The organism is Geminocystis herdmanii PCC 6308 (assembly GCF_000332235.1).
Classification (GTDB): domain Bacteria; phylum Cyanobacteriota; class Cyanobacteriia; order Cyanobacteriales; family Cyanobacteriaceae; genus Geminocystis; species Geminocystis herdmanii.
This window is the reverse complement of sequence record NZ_CM001775.1, coordinates 1004451-1022469: the sequence shown is the minus strand read 5'-3', so window position 1 is coordinate 1022469 and position 18019 is coordinate 1004451. Positions and strand designations below refer to the sequence as shown.

Annotated in this window: 20 protein-coding genes and 1 tRNA gene; 13 read left to right on the top strand and 8 right to left on the bottom strand. The window is 32.1% G+C overall.

The window, feature by feature from the left end; translation table 11 throughout:
- Nucleotides 1–141: 141 nt before the first annotated feature.
- The 4 genes from SYN6308_RS05125 to SYN6308_RS05110 all read left to right on the top strand — a co-directional run bounded on the left by SYN6308_RS05125 (nt 142) and on the right by SYN6308_RS05110 (nt 2642).
- Entirely contained in the window at nt 142–924 is a 783-nt protein-coding gene (locus SYN6308_RS05125; RefSeq protein WP_017293365.1) for an LmeA family phospholipid-binding protein, read from the top strand.
- A gap of 69 nt (nt 925–993) precedes the next feature.
- A complete protein-coding gene (locus SYN6308_RS05120; RefSeq protein ID WP_017293364.1) occupies nt 994–1599 on the top strand; it encodes a GerMN domain-containing protein in 606 nt (201 codons plus the stop codon).
- Nucleotides 1600–1604: 5 nt separating this feature from the next.
- Nucleotides 1605–2522, top strand: coding sequence for a 7,8-didemethyl-8-hydroxy-5-deazariboflavin synthase subunit CofG (gene cofG, locus SYN6308_RS05115; RefSeq protein ID WP_017293363.1), 918 nt, complete (start codon nt 1605–1607; stop codon nt 2520–2522).
- 35 nt (nt 2523–2557) lie between these two features.
- Nucleotides 2558–2642, top strand: a tRNA-Ser gene (locus tag SYN6308_RS05110).
- A gap of 616 nt (nt 2643–3258) precedes the next feature.
- Here the strand turns inward: SYN6308_RS05110 and SYN6308_RS21790 are convergent.
- Both SYN6308_RS21790 and SYN6308_RS25435 read right to left on the bottom strand, forming a co-directional pair.
- Nucleotides 3259–3609, bottom strand: coding sequence for a hypothetical protein (locus SYN6308_RS21790; protein WP_017293362.1), 351 nt, complete (start codon nt 3607–3609; stop codon nt 3259–3261).
- Nucleotides 3610–3850: 241 nt separating this feature from the next.
- The gene (locus SYN6308_RS25435) at nt 3851–3988 is read right to left on the bottom strand and encodes a DUF6290 family protein (RefSeq protein WP_017293361.1); all 138 of its coding nucleotides are present in this window, start codon (nt 3986–3988) and stop codon (nt 3851–3853) included.
- A gap of 73 nt (nt 3989–4061) precedes the next feature.
- On the opposite strand from SYN6308_RS25435, the gene SYN6308_RS05095 reads away from it, so the two are divergent.
- The 3 genes from SYN6308_RS05095 to SYN6308_RS05085 all read left to right on the top strand — a co-directional run bounded on the left by SYN6308_RS05095 (nt 4062) and on the right by SYN6308_RS05085 (nt 8294).
- Complete coding sequence (locus SYN6308_RS05095; protein ID WP_017293360.1) at nt 4062–5015, top strand: DUF3102 domain-containing protein; 954 nt, start codon at nt 4062–4064, stop codon at nt 5013–5015.
- A 519-nt stretch (nt 5016–5534) separates the two neighbouring features.
- Complete coding sequence (locus SYN6308_RS05090; RefSeq protein WP_017293359.1) at nt 5535–6044, top strand: bifunctional DNA primase/polymerase; 510 nt, start codon at nt 5535–5537, stop codon at nt 6042–6044.
- 15 nt (nt 6045–6059) lie between these two features.
- The gene (locus tag SYN6308_RS05085) at nt 6060–8294 is read left to right on the top strand and encodes a virulence-associated E family protein (protein WP_017293358.1); all 2235 of its coding nucleotides are present in this window, start codon (nt 6060–6062) and stop codon (nt 8292–8294) included.
- Here SYN6308_RS05085 and SYN6308_RS05080 read toward each other — a convergent pair.
- The gene (locus tag SYN6308_RS05080) at nt 8291–9700 is read right to left on the bottom strand and encodes a hypothetical protein (protein ID WP_017293357.1); all 1410 of its coding nucleotides are present in this window, start codon (nt 9698–9700) and stop codon (nt 8291–8293) included. The two genes, SYN6308_RS05085 and SYN6308_RS05080, sit on opposite strands and share 4 nt — an antisense overlap.
- A gap of 301 nt (nt 9701–10001) precedes the next feature.
- Nucleotides 10002–10181 carry a hypothetical protein gene (locus tag SYN6308_RS21785; protein ID WP_017293356.1) on the bottom strand — a complete coding sequence of 60 codons (180 nt, stop codon included), beginning with the start codon at nt 10179–10181 and terminating at the stop codon, nt 10002–10004.
- 123 nt (nt 10182–10304) lie between these two features.
- On the opposite strand from SYN6308_RS21785, the gene SYN6308_RS05070 reads away from it, so the two are divergent.
- From SYN6308_RS05070 to SYN6308_RS05050, 5 genes are all read left to right on the top strand, one after another.
- Nucleotides 10305–10613, top strand: a complete 309-nt coding sequence (locus SYN6308_RS05070) for a DUF2605 domain-containing protein (protein WP_017293355.1) — start codon at nt 10305–10307, stop codon at nt 10611–10613.
- Nucleotides 10614–10710: 97 nt separating this feature from the next.
- Nucleotides 10711–11025, top strand: coding sequence for a DUF2973 domain-containing protein (locus tag SYN6308_RS05065; RefSeq protein ID WP_017293354.1), 315 nt, complete (start codon nt 10711–10713; stop codon nt 11023–11025).
- A 29-nt stretch (nt 11026–11054) separates the two neighbouring features.
- Complete coding sequence (gene deoC, locus SYN6308_RS05060) at nt 11055–11729, top strand: deoxyribose-phosphate aldolase (protein WP_017293353.1); 675 nt, start codon at nt 11055–11057, stop codon at nt 11727–11729.
- 99 nt (nt 11730–11828) lie between these two features.
- Nucleotides 11829–13673, top strand: coding sequence for a glutaminase A (glsA, locus tag SYN6308_RS05055; RefSeq protein ID WP_017293352.1), 1845 nt, complete (start codon nt 11829–11831; stop codon nt 13671–13673).
- 328 nt (nt 13674–14001) lie between these two features.
- Nucleotides 14002–15204 carry a glycoside hydrolase family 10 protein gene (locus SYN6308_RS05050; protein ID WP_017293351.1) on the top strand — a complete coding sequence of 401 codons (1203 nt, stop codon included), beginning with the start codon at nt 14002–14004 and terminating at the stop codon, nt 15202–15204.
- A gap of 96 nt (nt 15205–15300) precedes the next feature.
- Here the strand turns inward: SYN6308_RS05050 and gshB are convergent, their stop codons facing one another.
- Entirely contained in the window at nt 15301–16269 is a 969-nt protein-coding gene (gene gshB / locus SYN6308_RS05045) for a glutathione synthase (protein WP_017293350.1), read from the bottom strand.
- Nucleotides 16270–16312: 43 nt separating this feature from the next.
- Nucleotides 16313–16579 (bottom strand): glutaredoxin 3, encoded by a 267-nt coding sequence (gene grxC, locus SYN6308_RS05040; RefSeq protein ID WP_017293349.1) that lies wholly within the window; start codon nt 16577–16579, stop codon nt 16313–16315.
- 157 nt (nt 16580–16736) lie between these two features.
- Here grxC and SYN6308_RS21780 point away from each other — a divergent pair, with 157 nt between their 5' ends.
- Nucleotides 16737–16997, top strand: coding sequence for an SDR family NAD(P)-dependent oxidoreductase (locus tag SYN6308_RS21780; RefSeq protein ID WP_237741259.1), 261 nt, complete (start codon nt 16737–16739; stop codon nt 16995–16997).
- A 448-nt stretch (nt 16998–17445) separates the two neighbouring features.
- On the opposite strand, the gene SYN6308_RS05030 is transcribed toward SYN6308_RS21780, so the two are convergent.
- Both SYN6308_RS05030 and SYN6308_RS05025 read right to left on the bottom strand, forming a co-directional pair.
- Nucleotides 17446–17646 (bottom strand): hypothetical protein, encoded by a 201-nt coding sequence (locus SYN6308_RS05030; protein ID WP_017293346.1) that lies wholly within the window; start codon nt 17644–17646, stop codon nt 17446–17448.
- Nucleotides 17643–17987 carry a hypothetical protein gene (locus SYN6308_RS05025; RefSeq protein ID WP_017293345.1) on the bottom strand — a complete coding sequence of 115 codons (345 nt, stop codon included), beginning with the start codon at nt 17985–17987 and terminating at the stop codon, nt 17643–17645. The genes SYN6308_RS05030 and SYN6308_RS05025 overlap by 4 nt, the downstream gene beginning before the upstream one ends.
- Nucleotides 17988–18019: the final 32 nt, after the last annotated feature.

Here is an 18019-nt window from a genome sequence, read left to right as displayed (position 1 = left end):
ATTAGACAATACTGACTATCTTTTTAAAACGAAATACTTACTTAAGTATTTAACTATTCCCAAGAATTAAATAATTCATTTAAACTGGCTATATATTGATTATTTTCTCAATAAATTTTTAGATGGAGTTACCAATAAAATATGGAATTTTTTGTTATCTTTAATACCATTATAATGTCTTTATTTACGGGAGGAGGATTTATCCTTAACAATTCTTTAACCAATGTCATTGTCAATAAATCAGAGGAAGTAGGGGAAGTGAGGGTTAGAGTGAATAGTCTTCCTACTCATCAATTAATCAAGGGAGAGGTGGATTCTATCCAAGTTAGTCTTAAGCAATGGCAACCTCGTCCTCATATTCAAGTAGAGTTATTAGAGCTAGAAATCGATCGAGTTGGGGTAAATTTGGATCAGTTAAGAGGATTAAAAGCTGATAACTGGCAAAATGTCTTAAAAACTCCTTTGAATATGGCATGGCGTAGCATTCTCACGGAAGAAGATATAAACAAGTTAATGAAATCGTCACAGCTACAGGAAATGATCACAAAATTTACGGGAGATTCTGCATCAGGATTCCAGTTATTAGACTTGAGTTTCAATTTACAAGATAATAATAGAGTCGGTATTGATAGTAAGGTAAAATTACCGATACGGGGGGACGAAATCTTAAATGTTAGTTTAGAATTTAACTTAGAGGTGATTAAAGGTCATAGTATCACAATCAGTGAGGTAGAAGGAACATTAAATAATCGAAAATTATCATCTACCCTATTACAAGGGTTTGTTGATAACATTAATAATCAATTGAGTTTGCGAAATTTAGAAAAATCTGGCATTACTGTCAGACTTCTGCAATTTAATATTGATGAGGATAATCTGGAAATTGCAGGTTTTGTTCATCTTCAGCCGTCTAAAAATGAATAATATATTTATCTATTAATTACTAACTATTTATTTTAAATTACCTAAATTTATTCTTTAATTATAAAAATTATGACTGATAATCACGATCGAAACCCACTTTTTTCCACTAAAACTATAGCAGGAATTGCCACAACTATATTAGCATTAGGCACGATCGCAGGGTGGTATGCTTATGGTAACTTTACGGCTCAAAATCAAGGTAATAATTTACCAAAACAACCTATAGAAATTATACCCGATCCTGTTACCCCCGAAAGCTCGATCGAACTCTATGGCTTAAATGACGAGTTAGAGCTTGTCCCGACTATAGTTGAAATTCCCAAAGGACAAAATGAGCAAGAATCTTTAACCAACGGATTCAACAAATTATTGACAGTATCAGAAAAAGACTCCCTTAAAACAGCTATTCCTCAAAATACCAAGTTAATGAGTTTAGCAGTAAAAGAAGACGGCATTCACATTGACTTATCCCAAGAGTTTACCACAGGAGGAGGAAGTGCTTCCATGATTGGACGTTTAGGACAAGTAATTTATACTGCTAGTAGTTTGAATCCTAATGGTAATGTGTGGATAAATATCGAAGGTAAACCTTTAGATATTTTAGGGGAAGAAGGTTTAATGGTTGAACAACCCATGACAAGACAATTATTTATGGAGTCTTTTCCCTCTAATTAATGAGAATGTCTAATATTATCACCTATAGCCCAGCTTTTACGATCGTACCTACCTATGAGTGTTTTAATCATTGCACTTATTGTAATTTTCGGGCTAATCCTCATACTAGCCCTTGGTTACAATTAGATGAGGCTAAAAAAATTTTAGGAAATCTGGAGGGGAAAAATGTCACCGAAATTTTGATTTTAAGTGGAGAAATTCACCCTCAATCACCTCGCCGAAAACCATGGATACAACTTATTTATGACATCGGCAAATTAGCATTAGCAAGAGGTTTTTTCCCTCACACTAACGCTGGAGTGTTGAGTTTTGAAGAAATGTCTTTACTCAAAAAAGTTAATGTATCTATGGGGTTGATGTTAGAACAATTAACCCCTAAACTTTTAAATACAGTTCATCGTCATGCGCCCACAAAAATTCCCGAATTACGATTACAACAATTGGAATGGGCAGGACGACTCAAAATTCCTTTCACTACGGGCATTCTTTTGGGCATTGGTGAGACTTTAGACGATCGAATCGAAACTTTAAGCTCGATCGCCCAAATACAAGCAAAATGGGGTCATGTTCAAGAGGTGATATTACAACCCTATGTAAAAGGTTCACAAGACAAATTTTTAGGGAAATTTATCTCTTTGTCAGAAATATTTGAGGTGATTTCGATCGCCCGTGATATACTACCCGAAACCATTACCTTACAAATACCACCTAACTTGATCGACAACGAAAAAACCTTGTTAAAATCCCTAGAATTGGGCATTAGAGATTTAGGAGGAATCGTACCCAAAGATGAAGTGAATCCCGACTATCATCATAGCAACCTCGACAATTTAAAAGCTATTCTTTCTCAAAACGGTTGGGAATTACAACCTCGTTTACCTGTTTATCCTCAATATTATTCTTGGATAGATATAGATTTATAAGAAATTTTTTGTTATAATAGTTAATGCTTGTTACTGGAGAGGTGGCAGAGTGGTCGATCGCGCTCGACTTGAAATCGAGTGATTAGAAATAATCCGTGGGTTCAAATCCCACCCTCTCCGTTCTCTACATCCCTTATATTCTCTACCTTTCAATCTTTTTCTTTTGTATTAAATACTTATACTTGCTCATAATTTGCTCATTTATGCTTAAATTTCTTGTTTATTTTAGATGACAGTAAAGAAACAATCTGTTTAAAACCCGTTCTAACTCTGTTTAACTTTTACCGAACCTTAAAGGATTGGTAGAGAGTTAATGATGGTTAATAAGACTAAATCTTTGTAGTGTGATTTTTCTCTTGGTAAAATGCCTCTTGGATTCGAGTTCGTTGCGCGGACATCTATTAATCTCCGCGCGACCTTAGTGCATCCTAACCGCATCCAAAATAACAATAATACTTGAATACTTAAAACAGTTCGGAACTAAGTTGATAACCTTTAATAACTTGTTTCCATAAGATCAAACCTTAAAGGTTTGATAATGCACAATGACAAGTTAATCATGGGTAACAAAGGGTTATATAGATTCAATCCTTTAAGGTTTGAAAATAAACGTCACCCCATATCACCCATTTATGAGTCTCTCTAAAGTTTTTCTAAAATCAAGTAACTACTGCTGTCATTTTCGGGTTTATTTGTCTCAAATTGAGAGTTTTTATCACTATTGTTAATAGCTATATTACATCGATAAAATATCTTTTAAATCTTTGATTAATTGTCCTGAACCGTTGCTTTTATATCCCGTTTGTTTTAAATCAATTTTATCCATAATTACTTTTAATTTATCGATTATTTCTAAACTCTGACTTTCAAAATTAGAGTCTAAATTTAACAAAGACTTTTTGACTAAATCTTCAATAGTTCCTGAGATATTACCAGTAGATTTTAGTATTAAGTAAAGTTCCTGATCAATGGTGATATTAATCCGTTTTTTAGGTACATCACCTTGTAATCTATTTTGAGGATTAAGCGCCTTAATAGAGTTGTCATTAATATTTTTCCTTAAATATCCCATAATAATATATTGCATGAATGCAATCAGATAATGTGTATATAATAAATATAGCATTCTATCAGATAATGTGTATATGTATTTTTAGTAAAAATAGTAATATGTTTACTCTGTAAGTTTTTATTCTCTGATCATTACTAAATAATGGATTGAAAATATATACGCTTATTTGCTATGTAACTGCTATTATGCTTATGATTAATCAGTGAGTATGTATATATGGTTAAATGAGCAAAATAAGGGTAATTTAGAGAATATTTTATTTATTAGTTTTTAACTTTCTAATTTTTTCTCTTAAAACATCTGACATACTTCTATTATGAATATCACAATAGTTTTTTAAAAGATTATATTCATCTTGAGTTAATCTAAAATTAATAGTTTTTAGCTTATCCATGTGTTTATTTCTTATATACAATTTTTATAATTGTAGCGTATAATAAAAATATAAATTTTATTAAATTTTAACTATGAGTGAATTAACTAATATCAATGTAGAAAATCAATTATCAGTATTTGATTATTCGTCTTTATCTATAGAAGTAGCTAAACTTGTAAAAGAAAGTGCGATCGAAATTAAAGCACGGGAAAAAGCAATTTGGGAAAATATTATTGAGATTGGTAACAAATTAATTGAGGTTAAAAACACTTTACCTCATGGTAAATTTCAATCATGGTGTGAATTAGAGTTTAAATGGACGATCCGAACCGCGCAAAGATATATGAAAGTTTCTAATCAGTTAGGAGCAAAAACGACACAAGTGTCGCATTTAGAAACCAGTTTAAGAGCAATGTATGAGATAGCAACTTCTTTTACAGATTCTGATCAAGAAACTCAAGAGAAAATTTTAGAAAAAGTTGAGATTAAAACTGAAGAAAAAGGTAAAGCATTAACTGAAAAGGAAATTAAAGAAATTAGAGAAGAAGTAAGTAAAAAATACCAAAATCAAATTAAAGAGTTAGAAAATAAACAAATTTCTTTGTTAACTGAGTTAAAAGAACAAAAGCTAAATTCTCTCAAAACAATTATCAATAAGGATAAAGAAATTGAAAAATTAAAAGTATCCGAAAAAGATAAATATGAAATAAGAGATTTAAAAACCACACTAAATAGACAAAAGAAAATGTATAATGATACGACACAATGGTTAAATTCAATTGAAATTATGAGTAACGTGTTATATGAAACTGCTAATACTTTAAAACAACAAAAAAGGACATTAAAAATAAAACCAGTATTAGATGAATTAGCAGAAAATGAAAAAGACATCCTCAATAAACGTATGCTAGAAAGAATTGCTAGTTTAAACGATAACCTTAGAGAAGTTGATAAATGTGTAAATGAAATAAGAAATGCTCTTAATACTGAAAACTATACTCTTGCATTAAAAACGATTGATATTAATAGTAAGGAAATAATATAAATCATTTTTTGACTATTCACATTGAATAATTAGTAAAATTTACCAGTAAATTAGTTAACAAGTTGTTATAAAGTTTATATCCTATTTTAGGATTGCAAAATGCTATAGCGTTTGACTAAAAACCTTATAAATACTAGGAAAAAAGGTACTTTTAATTAAGTAAGTAGATAACTGAAACGCTATATCCTGAGCAGAGGACTAATTGACAACTTGCTAAGTAAATGAGCAAAATTACTGGTCAAAATGCACAAAATTAATCGCTTAAAATGTTAGTTTCTTTAAACTGGTTAGTTTGTATTTTATGCTGATATAATAGTTCTAATACTTCATTGTTTTTCTCTTACTCTTATGATAAATCTAATTTTGGGCAAAAATAAAGCCCTTACAATGAAGGGCAAATACAATATCTAAAAAAGTTAAGGGATTGTGACGAGTCCCTTTTCTCGTTTTAATATATAATTAAATATAAGAGTTTGAACCGCTCTTAAGTTATCCAAAATTAATAAACAACTTAATATCATGGTACCAAATTTTGCTGAATTTCGGTTAATTTTTTCACGTCTTGGTTTAGATATAGTTTCATTTACACCAGTAGGATATACAAAAAGTGAAAAATATAATGCTAAACACGCTTACGAAAAACAATGGACAACTAAACACAAAACTTTAGATTATTGTTTCGATCGAATTAAAAAAGGAATTGCAACGGGTTATGGTTTAGTCACGGGTAACGGGTTATTGGCGATCGACTTTGATGGAGAGAATAGTTTTAAGATAGCAACCGCCGCCGCCAATTGGTTAATTGATATTGAGACATTATCATGGTCAAGTGGTAAATCTCACAGACAGCAAAAACTATTTAAGATACCTGATCACCGCTTAAAAGATTTTGAGAATTTCAAAAACAAAAAAATTTATAGCTATGGTGAAATTGAACAAATTAAGGGTGAACAATTAGAACTACGATACAACGGTTCTCAATCAGTTTTACCCCCTTCAAAACATCCTGAAACAGACTGCTATCAATGAATTTTTACAGATAGTGTGTATCAACTTAATGATAGTCAATGTGATGATTTATTATCCATTATTGAATACTCAAATATCTCTAATCAAAAACCTAAATCTACTTCTTCAAATACCATGAATAGCTATGAAAAATTCTTAAGTGAGTTAACCTTACCAATTAATGAAGAAATACCTTTAGAAATTTGTTTAGCTCTAAAGACAAGGGAATTATTAAAAGGTGTTGGGGAAGGTATGAGAGATGATAGCGGTGCATTGATCGCCCGTGACTTGATCGGTACAGCTTCTTATTTGAATAGTATCGGACAAAGATATAATCAATTACCCTATGATTTATTAGCTGATTTTTGTCAGAAATGTTCACCACCATTAACCATTAATGACTGTGAGAGAATTTTTAATAGTGCCAAAAAGAATAGCCCTAAATCATCATTAGATTCAGAGAAAATTGATAACTGTATAAAAGCATGGTATCGGAATAATAATCAAGAAATTAAATCACTTTATCAGAGCAAAAAAGAATCTAAAACTAATAACACACTATCTGATAAAACTACTGATACAGTTGAGAAAAAGACAAAAGTAGAAAAGTTAGATAACATTGCAGAAACAAGAGAAATTTTACTGAATGACTATTCATCAAGATTGAGATTTAATGAACTTAAAAGGATAGTTGAGTTAGATAATGAAGAAGCATATTTAGACGACTTATATTTAAAAATCCATGAAGATTATGGAGTTAAAGTAAGTAAGCAAATTGCCTATGATTTAGCTGTAATGATTGCCAAAAAGAATAGTTATCACCCAGTTAAGGATTACCTTGATAACTTAGAAACAGACAATCAGGAAATAGACATTAAAAACCTATCATCTTTATTTTTTGGCACAACGGATAAGATTTATGATGAAATGATTTATCGTCATCTTATTGGTAGTGTAGCAAGAGTATATAAAGCTGGTTGTAAGTTTGATACAGCATTAATTTTACAAGGTAGTCAAGGTATCAGAAAAAGTACTTTTTTCAAGGTTCTATATGGTGATGAATTTTTTACTGATTCTGTTACTGGTACTGATAGAGATAACCTTTTAATCGCTCATCAAAACTGGTGTTGTGAGTTAGCAGAATTTGAAACAATCACTAATAAAAAAGCAAGTGGTGAATTAAAAGCCTTTTTAAGTAAGTCAGTGGACACATTCAGAGAACCTTATGCAAGATCAAGCCGTATGGTTAAACGTCAATGTGTGATGGTAGGTTCGGTTAATGAAAGTGAATTTTTAGTGGATACTACTGGTAATAGAAGATTTTGGGTTATTCCTGTTAACACCCAAATTGATACGGATAAAGTAATTAAGTATCGTGATGATATTTGGTATCAAGCTAAAAAAGCATTTCTTGAGGGTGAATTTTGGTACTTAGATGAAAAGTATCAGAAAGAAAGTGAAGCACTCAACAAAGAGTATTTATATCAGAGTACATGGGATTGTCAAGAACTTGATAATTACTTACAAGGTTTTGAAGAAATTGGAGTTAGTGGAAAGGATATTTTAACCACAGTTTTAGGTTTTGAGTTGAAAGATATTAATAGTTCCCATGAGAGAAAATTAGGTCATATTTTGCGTAAAAAAGGATGGATAAATAAACCTAAAAAACAAAATGGAAAAACTCAAAGAGTCTGGTTTTGTGAATCAGGTGATATTTTAATGAACAAGTCTTTAAATTTATCTGATCCATCCGATCCTTTTATAGAACGTATATATACTAATGGTTATAGTAGGGATCGGATAAAGGATCAGATAGACAAGTGTTTCTTATCTGATCCGCTAAAAAAAGGATCGGATCAGATAAAAGATCAGACTGATAAATTATCCGATCCTACCTCAAATCCTTATATATCAACAATGGATCGGATGGATCGGATGGATCAGATACAAACATCACCTTTAGAAAATTTAGATAATTCTGCAAACATTGAGTTAAATCAAGATGACTCAGAAAAAAATCAAGATAACTTAAATGACTCTCCAAATGAAGATAATAAAACTAAAAATGGAGATGATGAATTAACCATTTGGCGAAAAGGTTTATACAAAGAATTTAAGTCAAAAAATATCACTGATAAAGAAAAAATATTGATCTATATTCGTAAAGGTTTAGATGATAATTCTGTTAACTCATTTAATGACTTGTCGATTAATCAGTGTGTTATTTTACTTAATAAGTTAAGAGGGATAGAAAATATTTTTGAGTCTTAATTATTAAATTGATAAATTTGATAAATTAACTTAACTATTTCTTCTTTAGTCAGATTCTCAGGTAAATCATCCAAAAGTCTTAATGCTGTTTCAAAAGGTATTGGTTGACGTTTTGCATTAGTGTATAGATCAATAGTTGTTTGACCTGAGAAATTCTGATAATACTTAGCATTGACTGTTTCAGAATGTCCTAAAGATTTACAACGGATTGTGTCACTGATACCCGCTTGGATACCGTTAGCATTGCCTAATTTTCTTAAAATATGTGTTTGTGATACTTTATAACCTAAAAATTTAGTTGACCAATTTTCAAGATTTGCTTTACTTCTTTTGGAGTAAGTTTCATAATTATTGATGATAAATTCTGGTATATCTTTAATGTTTAATTTTTCGATAATATCAGGATATGTTGGAGGTATTAATGGCATGGCAATTCTACCTCCTGTTTTAACTTTTTTATTACCCCATAAAGTAAAGTTACCAATATAAATTATATTCTCTTTATTATTAGAATTATTTAATGCTTGAAATATAGTTTTATCTTGACTATTTTCTTGAGGATCATTTGCTGGAATATAGTCTATGGTTAAGTTTTTGATAGCTGTTACCTCAGCAATTCTTAAACCATAAATTAATTGAACTGAATATATCCACATCCAAAATATACGATTTTTTTCTGTTTGATGATTATTTATAGATAATACTAATTCTCTTAATTTTAAAAATTCTTCAATACTAATAGATTGAGATTCATGTTTTATTGATACTTTTTTCTTTTTATTTGTATTTAACTTCAGTCTATTTAACTTGTTATAAATTGTAGTTAATTGATTAACTTCACATAATTTTAAATAGGCAATTAAACAATCTTGATATTTTCTTTGTTCTCTATCAGATTCATATTGAATCAAAGTATTATAGAGAGTATCATAGGTCACTCTTTCCTTAATGGGTAATTTTTGAAAATAAATATCATAGGTTCGGTAATAACTTTTGTAATCAGTCTCTTTAGTTCTTTCTAAACCACGTCGATCGTTTTGACTGAAAAACCATGATTCAACTTTATTTATGGCATGAGCAACGGTTATAAGGTCATTTGTAGCGTTCTTATTTATTCCCTTGATAGTTTCATCATACCAAGACCAAAACTCAATTTCTGACTCATAATTCTTTAATTGTCGATCGATTAAGATTGCTTTTTCTAAGCAACGGTTTAATCCTAAGATTGTATAGTTTTCCCCAGTAGTATATTTACTTCTTGATTTATTTTTAGTTTTGAATTGGAAATATAATCTTTTACCCTCAACTAACACAGATATTCCTTTTGGCATTTGATTTTTGATTAACTTGAAATAATCAATAATTTCCTGATAACCTTTATAATCTGTATTTTGTTTTTTGCTCATTTCTTGCTCATTTTAATTGAAAAGCTATTTAATATTGACTTTTAAAGAATACTCACTGTCACAATCAATGGCTAAAAGTATAACAAAAAACTAAATAATTTGGGTTCAAATCCCACCCTCTCCGTTCTCTACATCCCTTACACTATAATTATTTCGGTTAACTTCTTTTATATTTGATAAAATATCTTCAATTATTTTTCAACAATTTAAGATAAATATAGACTCTGAAAACACCTTTTTACATCACGTCAACTTATATATACCCCTTAATGGCGTATATATAAGTACTAAATATTTTTGATTATTCTGATAAGGTTTTAACCAAGTCTTTTATCTCTGAAATTAGTTGACCACTATCATTACTTCTATAGCCTTTTTCTTTACTCTCAATCTTGTCTAAAATATCCCTTAATTTCACTTGCAAGGGTGAAATATCAGATTTACCCATTAAATATTCCTTAGCTAATTTTTCTATAGTCACTGATACATTACCAGTGACAAATTTTATGGTAAATCAGAAAATAATGAGAAAAGTGTAAATTTTTGTAAAGTTAGTTAAGATAATTAATAGAATAGTAAAATATAAGAAACTGAGATTATTACCATGCACTCATCAGAGTCCACAGAAAAAGAACTTTTAAAAAAAGTGTTGTTGCCTTTATTGGAAGATTTTACCTATTGGTTTTCCCGTTCTTCTACTTTATTAGAGTCTGAAACCATGCCTTTTTTGTCTTCCGATGAACAAGGAAACCTTCTAAATCGCATTAAACAAGCTCAAGCTGAAGTCCAAACTGCGACTATGCTGTTTAAAGTGACCGATGCAGGAATTGATACTAAGGTATTAATCCCTTGGCATAAGCTAGTAGGGGAATGTTGGCAAGTCTCTAGGCAATGGCGTACCATTCATGAATAAATTATTCGGCTCGATATTCCCCTCGATCGAACTTCACCCTTTTTAATATTCCTCAGATTTTTCAGACCCTAATTTATTACCACTTTTGGAGGTTTAAATGTTACACTTAGTCTATATTTTGGCGTTTACAGTCATCGCTTTTTTTGCTATAAGTAATCTTATTCGTAGTTTGATCACTATTAGTGGTGAATCTCAAAGAGGTTCATGGACTGATACTCCTAGACCAGTACGATCGTCACAAAATAGAACATATCGATCGAGTCATCCCGAATTATTTGATGCCCAAGGAAAACCTTTTAATGAACCATTATTAGTTATCCGTTCCGTATCTGTCGAAGATGCTCGTCAAAAACTCGACTCTATCTATGAATCTTCCCCTAGTCAAACAATCCCTAGTGAAGAAGACGTTTAAATAAATCATAACAGTTTGATCAAAAAACAATGGTAATTTCAGCTACAGATATTGATATAGCCCATTATATAGATCATGCCCTACTGAATCCGATGGCAACAACCAAAGAATTAGAGCAATGTTGTCATCAGGCAATCCAGTATAATTTTCCTGCGGTGTGTGTTTATCCTCAAGCCGTCAAAAAAGCCACTCAATTGCTTCATAATCATCCTTCCAAAGTGGCTACCGTCATTGGTTTTCCCACTGGAGCAAATACGTCTAATACCAAGCTCTATGAAGCTCAAGAGGCTGTGGAAAATGGGGCAGAGGAATTAGATGTGGTAATTAACCTTAGTTGGTTAAAAGAGGGTAAATCAGAACAAATTTATCAAGAAATCGCCTCCATTTGTGAAGAAACTGGGCAAGTGGTAAAAGCAATTTTAGAAACAACCCGTTTAACAGACACAGAAAAAAGAATGGCCGCCGAAATTTGTATGGATGCTGGAGTAAGTTTTTTAAAAACTTCTACGGGATGGTTTGGCGGTGCAACGGTGGAAGATGTCCAATTCTTGAATAACATTGCCAAAGGGCAAGTACAAATTAAAGCCTCTGGTGGTATTCGTGATTTACAATATGCGATCGAACTTATAAATGCAGGGGCAACCCGATTAGGCACTTCGGCAGGAGTTGAGTTAGTTAGACAACAAAAAACCATGAATAATTAGGGGTTGCCTCATAGTAAGTGCTTTTGATATATATAAAATGAATGGAGATTAATAAATATTCGTTCTATCATTCGACAAAAAAAAATCAGTAGAGTTTATATGTTATTGTCTCCTATTCTTACTTCCATTCAAGATATTTATGAAAATTATCTTCCTTTAACAGAAGGAAACCCAGCTAGTTATATTCCCGAATTGGCAAAAGTTAATCCTGATTTATTTGGTATAGCTATTTGTACTGCTGATGGACAAATTTATGAAGTAGGTGATTCTCAACATCTTTTTACTATTCAGTCTATTTCAAAAGCCTTTGTTTATGGTTTGGCTTTAGCTGATCATGGTGTTACAGCAGTAATGAAAAAGGTAGGAGTTGAGCCGACAGGAGAGGCTTTTAATTCTATTGTGTTTGATGAAGTCAATAATCGCCCTTATAATCCTATGGTAAATGCAGGTGCGATCGCAACTACTGCTTTAATTAAAGGTAATTCTGCCGAAGAGCGTTTTAGCCGTATTTTGACATTATTTGAAGACTTTGTGGGGCATCCTTTAACAGTAGATGAGTCTGTCTATCAATCAGAAAGCGAAACAGGGCATCGTAATCGTGCCATTGCTTATTTAGAGTTAAACTCAGGGATGATTGAACAACCTATCGATGAACATTTAGAACTTTATTTTCGTCAATGCTCTATTTTAGTCTCTGGGAGAGATTTAGCTGTAATGTCTGCTACCCTTGCTAATAATGGTATCAATCCCATCACCAAAAAACAAGTAATTGAACCAGATATTATCAAATCGATTCTTAGTGTCATGGCTAGTTGTGGAATGTATAATTTTTCAGGAGAATGGATATATAAAGTTGGTTTACCCGCTAAAAGTGGTGTAGGGGGTGGTATTATTGCCGTCTTACCCGGACAATTTGGCATTGGCACTTTTTCCCCTCGTTTAGATGAATTAGGCAATAGTGTTCGTGGTTTAAAGGTTTGCGAAGATATATCAAGTCGCTTCAATTTTCATCTTTTTGATACCCATACTCTTTTAGACTCTATAATTCATCGTCAGTATAATGGCAGTATTGTTTCTTCAACAAAACAACGCCGTCAAGCAGAAAAAGAGATTTTAGAAAAAGAAGGTAAGCAGATTGCAGTTTTTGAGCTACAAGGCGATCTTTATTTTTCCACTATGGAGAAATTATTTCGTTATTTAGAAAACCTTGATCCTGAAATCAAATATTTAATTCTTGATGGTCATTTTATTAATAATGTTAACTCTAGTGCGTTATTTTTACTAGATCAAACTAAAGAAGAATTATTGAAAAATAATATTACTTTAATTGTTTCTAATTTTGATACTAATATCATAAAAACATTGCTTTCTAAAGGATGGTTAGATGTAAATTTTTCTGTTGATTTAGATAGTGCTTTAGAAGAATGTGAAAACTTATTACTATCAAAATATCTATCAAAACAAATTGATAAAAATAAAAAATTATCCTTATCAGAAATGGATTTATTACTAGAGTTTACTCCACCAGAAATTGAGATTATAAAGCCTTTATTTGAGGAAATTATCTATAAAGAAAAAGAATCAATAACTGTTGAAGGAGAAGAAGCTAATCAAATATTTTTCTTGGCTTCTGGCACTGCTACGGTTTATTTAAAACTCTTAAATGGTGATAAAAAAAGACGCTTAACAACTTATATTTCTGGTACTTGTTTTGGAGAGTTAGCTTTATTCGATCGAGGTAATCGTTATGCTAATATTGTAGCAGATAATGATGTGATTTGTTATGTATTGCATTTTGAAAAATTAAAGATTTTAATTAACAATTATCCCGAAATTTATCTAAAACTTTTAGAGATATTAGGCAAGAATTTAGTTAAAAAGTTGCGTAGAAATAGTGCAGAAATTAAGAATTTTTCAGGGGTAAATATTCTTAGCAGAAAATAAAGTAGTTGTAATAACCTGAGTTCAATACCATGTTGCTTCTTGCCTTTCTTAATGTAAATATACAATTAATTTTACTCACTTACTTATATACTCATCAAGGTTATAATCTGATGTTGCAAAATGTACAGTTGCCTTTTGCCTACTTGCCTTTTGCCTACCTTCACCAAACTCAAGTTATACCCTCGCCAAGTATAGTTTTGATAATTTTAAAAATGCCATTGTTATAAATTGACAGCTTTGTATTATTTTAAATTACAATCTTACCTCGAACTCAGGTTAAATTCATTAGGTGATAATATGTATCAGGAACAATTTTGACATCTTGATTATGAATCATCTTTTTTCGATCGAACACATTGACATCAAACTTAGTAAGATAGCTAAAATAAGGAAAACCATTATCTTATTTTTAGTCTCAGTATTTTTAGTGGTTTTTTTAAATCCGCAACAAGTAGTGAGTCAGGCGGTTTTCCCTGAAATTAGAGGGGTATGGTTAACTAAAAATGATACTGATGTATTGATTGATCGATCGCAACTGGAAAACAGTTTAAGAGAATTAGGGCAACTAAATTTTAACACCATTTATCCAGTCGTTTGGAACTCTGGTTACGCATCCTTCCCTAGTCGAGTGGCAGAAAGTGCAGGTATTCCCCCCTTAGTTCGATCGGACTTACATAATCAAGATATAATCGGAGATATTGTTAGAGAAGGGCATCGACAAGGTTTATTGGTAATTCCTTGGTTTGAATTTGGCTTCATGACAACTCCTTCCTCCGAATTAGCTACCAAAAATCCTCGCTGGTTAACCAATCGCCGTGATGGCAGTAAAATTGGAGATAGCGCCGCTGGGCAAGTCGTGTGGTTAAATCCCTTTCATCCTCAAGTACAAAAATTTATCACCGATTTAGTCTTAGAAGTTGTCACAAAATACCCCGTTGATGGTGTCCAATTTGACGACCATACTGTGCTACCAAGAGATTTCGGATACGATCCCTATACCGTAGAATTGTATAAACAAGAAACGAAAAAAAATCCCCCCGCTAATGCCAAAGATAAGGCTTGGATGAAGTGGCGTGCTGATAAAATCACCGATTTCATGGTAAGACTCAATAAAGCGGTGAAAGCCAGAAAACCCAACGCCATATTTTCTGTCGCACCGAATCCTTACTCTACGGCTTATAATTTATTTTTGCAAGATTGGCATCGATGGGTAAATTTAGGCATTGTCGATGAATTAATTATTCAAGTATATCGCCCTGATTTGAATGCTTTTGTCAAAGAATTAAAAAGTCCACAATTACAATCCGCTCGACAAAAAATTCCTGCGGGAGTGGCTATCTTAACAGGATTGAGAAATAAACCAACTCCTATTACCCTCATTGAAGACAAAGTGCGCCAAGCTAGACGACATCGTTTAGGGGTGGCTTTTTTCTACTACGAAACTCTTTGGGAAAATGCCCCTCTGGAGAATGATAACCTACGCAAAGGTGTTGTTCGGGCTTTATTTTTTGAGCCTCAACGACGCATATAAATTCATCCGGGGTTGCCTCATAGTCTTTTTAGTTAATGTATTATGTCTAAACCTTTGATTTTAAAAGCGACTAACAAGAGCGATTGACGGTAAATATCATTCTCCATTTTCAATTTCTGTGGCAAGTATTACTTCTTTACCTAAGTTAACATTATTCAGTCGATCGATCTCTCGAATGCCAGTCGGGCTGGTAACATTAACTTCAGTGAGATAACCCCCTATCACGTCTATTCCCACAAAAAATAAACCATCTTGCTTTAATTTTGGTGCAAGGGTTGCACAAATGGTTAATTCTCTTTCCGTGATATTAGTTTGAGCAACTCTCCCTCCTACTGCCATATTCCCTCGAAATTCTTTACCTGTAGGAATACGATTCACCGCACCAATGGGTTTACCGTTTAACAAGATGATACGTTTATCCCCTTCTTTGGCAGATGGTAAATATTCTTGTACCATAATCGGCTCTTGCCCTTGTTTAGTACTAATTTCGATGAGGGAGTTAAAATTGCGATCGCCTTGTTGTAAGAATAAAATACCTTCTCCTGCCTTACCATTTAAAGGTTTTAAGATAATTGCTTCTTTTTCTTCGAGGAAATCAGCGATAACTTTTTTACTTTGAGTGACGATGGTTTCAGGAATGACGCTAGAGAATTGTAAAGCGTACATTTTTTCATTAGCGCTACGGATACCTTGAGGAGAATTAATAACTTTAGTTTTTTGACGATCGATTAGGTCTAAAATATAAGTAGCATAAAGATAAGGAGTATTAACAGGAGGGTCTTTACGCATAAATACGCTATAACAAGATTCTAGGGGTAAAAAAGCCGATTCTCCTAATAAATACCAATTTTCTTCCGCAACCCAATGATTATCGACTAATGTGACAGGTTTGAGGGTGACAGGATATAAATGGGCATAGGCTTTGCCCTTAACGACACTTAACTGCTCGATCGTGGTAATATAAACTTCATAGCCTAACATTTGTGCGGCTTCCATCATGGCAACACTACTATCATGGGTTGGGTCTAATTTTTCGATCGAGTCTATAATAAAAGCAAATTTCATCTTATTTTTTGTGGATTAGTGAAGGTAATTTCTTGGGTAAGGATTAAGCAATTCCTTGCAGTAATTCATCTAACTCTCCCGTTGCCTCAATCTCATGTAAATCATCACACCCTCCGATATGTTTATCATCGATAAAAATTTGGGGAACGCTAGTACGTCCGTTTGCTTTTGCCGACATTTCCCGTCTAGCTTGGTTATCACCGTCAATGCAATATTCAATAAAATCCACCTGCTTTTGCTTTAACAAAGCCTTAGCACGAATACAGAAAGGGCAACTACTCCAAGTATAAATTTCGACTTTTGCACTCATATTTTTTATTGGTAGATCAACGTTTATATTAAGTATTGTAAACGATTTTAGCAAAGTTAGGAATAGGGGATTTGGGGAGTTGGGGAGATGGGGAGTTGGGGAGATGGGGAGTTGGGGAGATAGGGAAAAAAACGCATTTACAGAGCAATATAATTTTATGAATAGTTCTGATAAAGAAACGAGATTTGTTATTAGCGTAAATACGATCGCACCTATCGAAATTACCAGAAAATTAGCTGGTAATCTGGCACAAGCAGACAATCCAAGAGCCATATTTATCGGTGCATTGTCAGGTTTTGACAACTGCGCATCCCCCGAAGTTGCCAACACTGCATCTAAATTCGGTTTACGAGGGGCAGTACAATCACTAAGACTGGCATTCAAACATAAAAATATTACAATTTTTACGGCGGAATAAAACCTATGGAATTACTCATATTTGCGAATTAGAAAAAATAGATAATAGTGATTTTTCAATAGATGAATTAATAGATATTTTAGAAAAGCTAACTTATTATCTTTCTTTTGTTAATGGTTCATGGACAACCACAATTTTAATGACTGGTTTTGATAGTAATGATCAACTTATTTGGGATTCACCTATGAGTTTTTATGTTGAATCCTATCGTCCACTAAAAAATTGGTTTCCTCAAAATCCCAGTTAATAGAGATAATGTTATTCAGGAAATTTATATTTTAGGTCAGTGGTATTTAGAGATAATTTTATTAAAAATATTTGACTATCAAGGAAATTATGTCGATCGTACAAAACAAGATATTTAGAAAAATTCAATTGGGGAAAATTTTAAATTACTATCTTAGATATAGCTATAAAAAAAGAAGTTACAAAAATTAAATTTTTTGTTTTATTCAGTGAAATTAAGAGAATTTTTTGCTTTTTCTAAACGATATATATAATTAGGCTGTTGACGAATTTCCTCCTCTAATTGAGTAATCAAATCCTCAGTTACAGAAATTAACGCATCCCAACGATGACAATTTTTTTGCATTTTTTTTGCTCTTTCTTGGATTTTCTCTAAGTTTGGTGTTTTTTCTATATTACTCATAATAAGTTCCAATCCTTTTTTATTTCTTGAATAGTTGCAATAGAAGCAGAAATTATTGCTTCGGCTTCGTTTAAAGTTTTCTCTAATAAGCCTATCATAGCCAAAGAAGCTATCGGTTGAGTTTCCGCTATTCTTAATGATAAAGTGTAAAGGCGAGAATAATAAGTCGTTGTTTTTTCTTTGGTATTTTGCAACATATCTAAATCAGAAATGGTTGCTTCATTTTCTCCGTATTGTGTTAAATGAGAATATTCTGTGCTTGTGGTTTCATTAATAATATTCCAAATACTGAGTTGTAATTCAAATATTTTTGTGATTGTTTCTGGGGATAAATTAGCCATTGAGCTAGAAAAAACTTTGAATAATTATATGA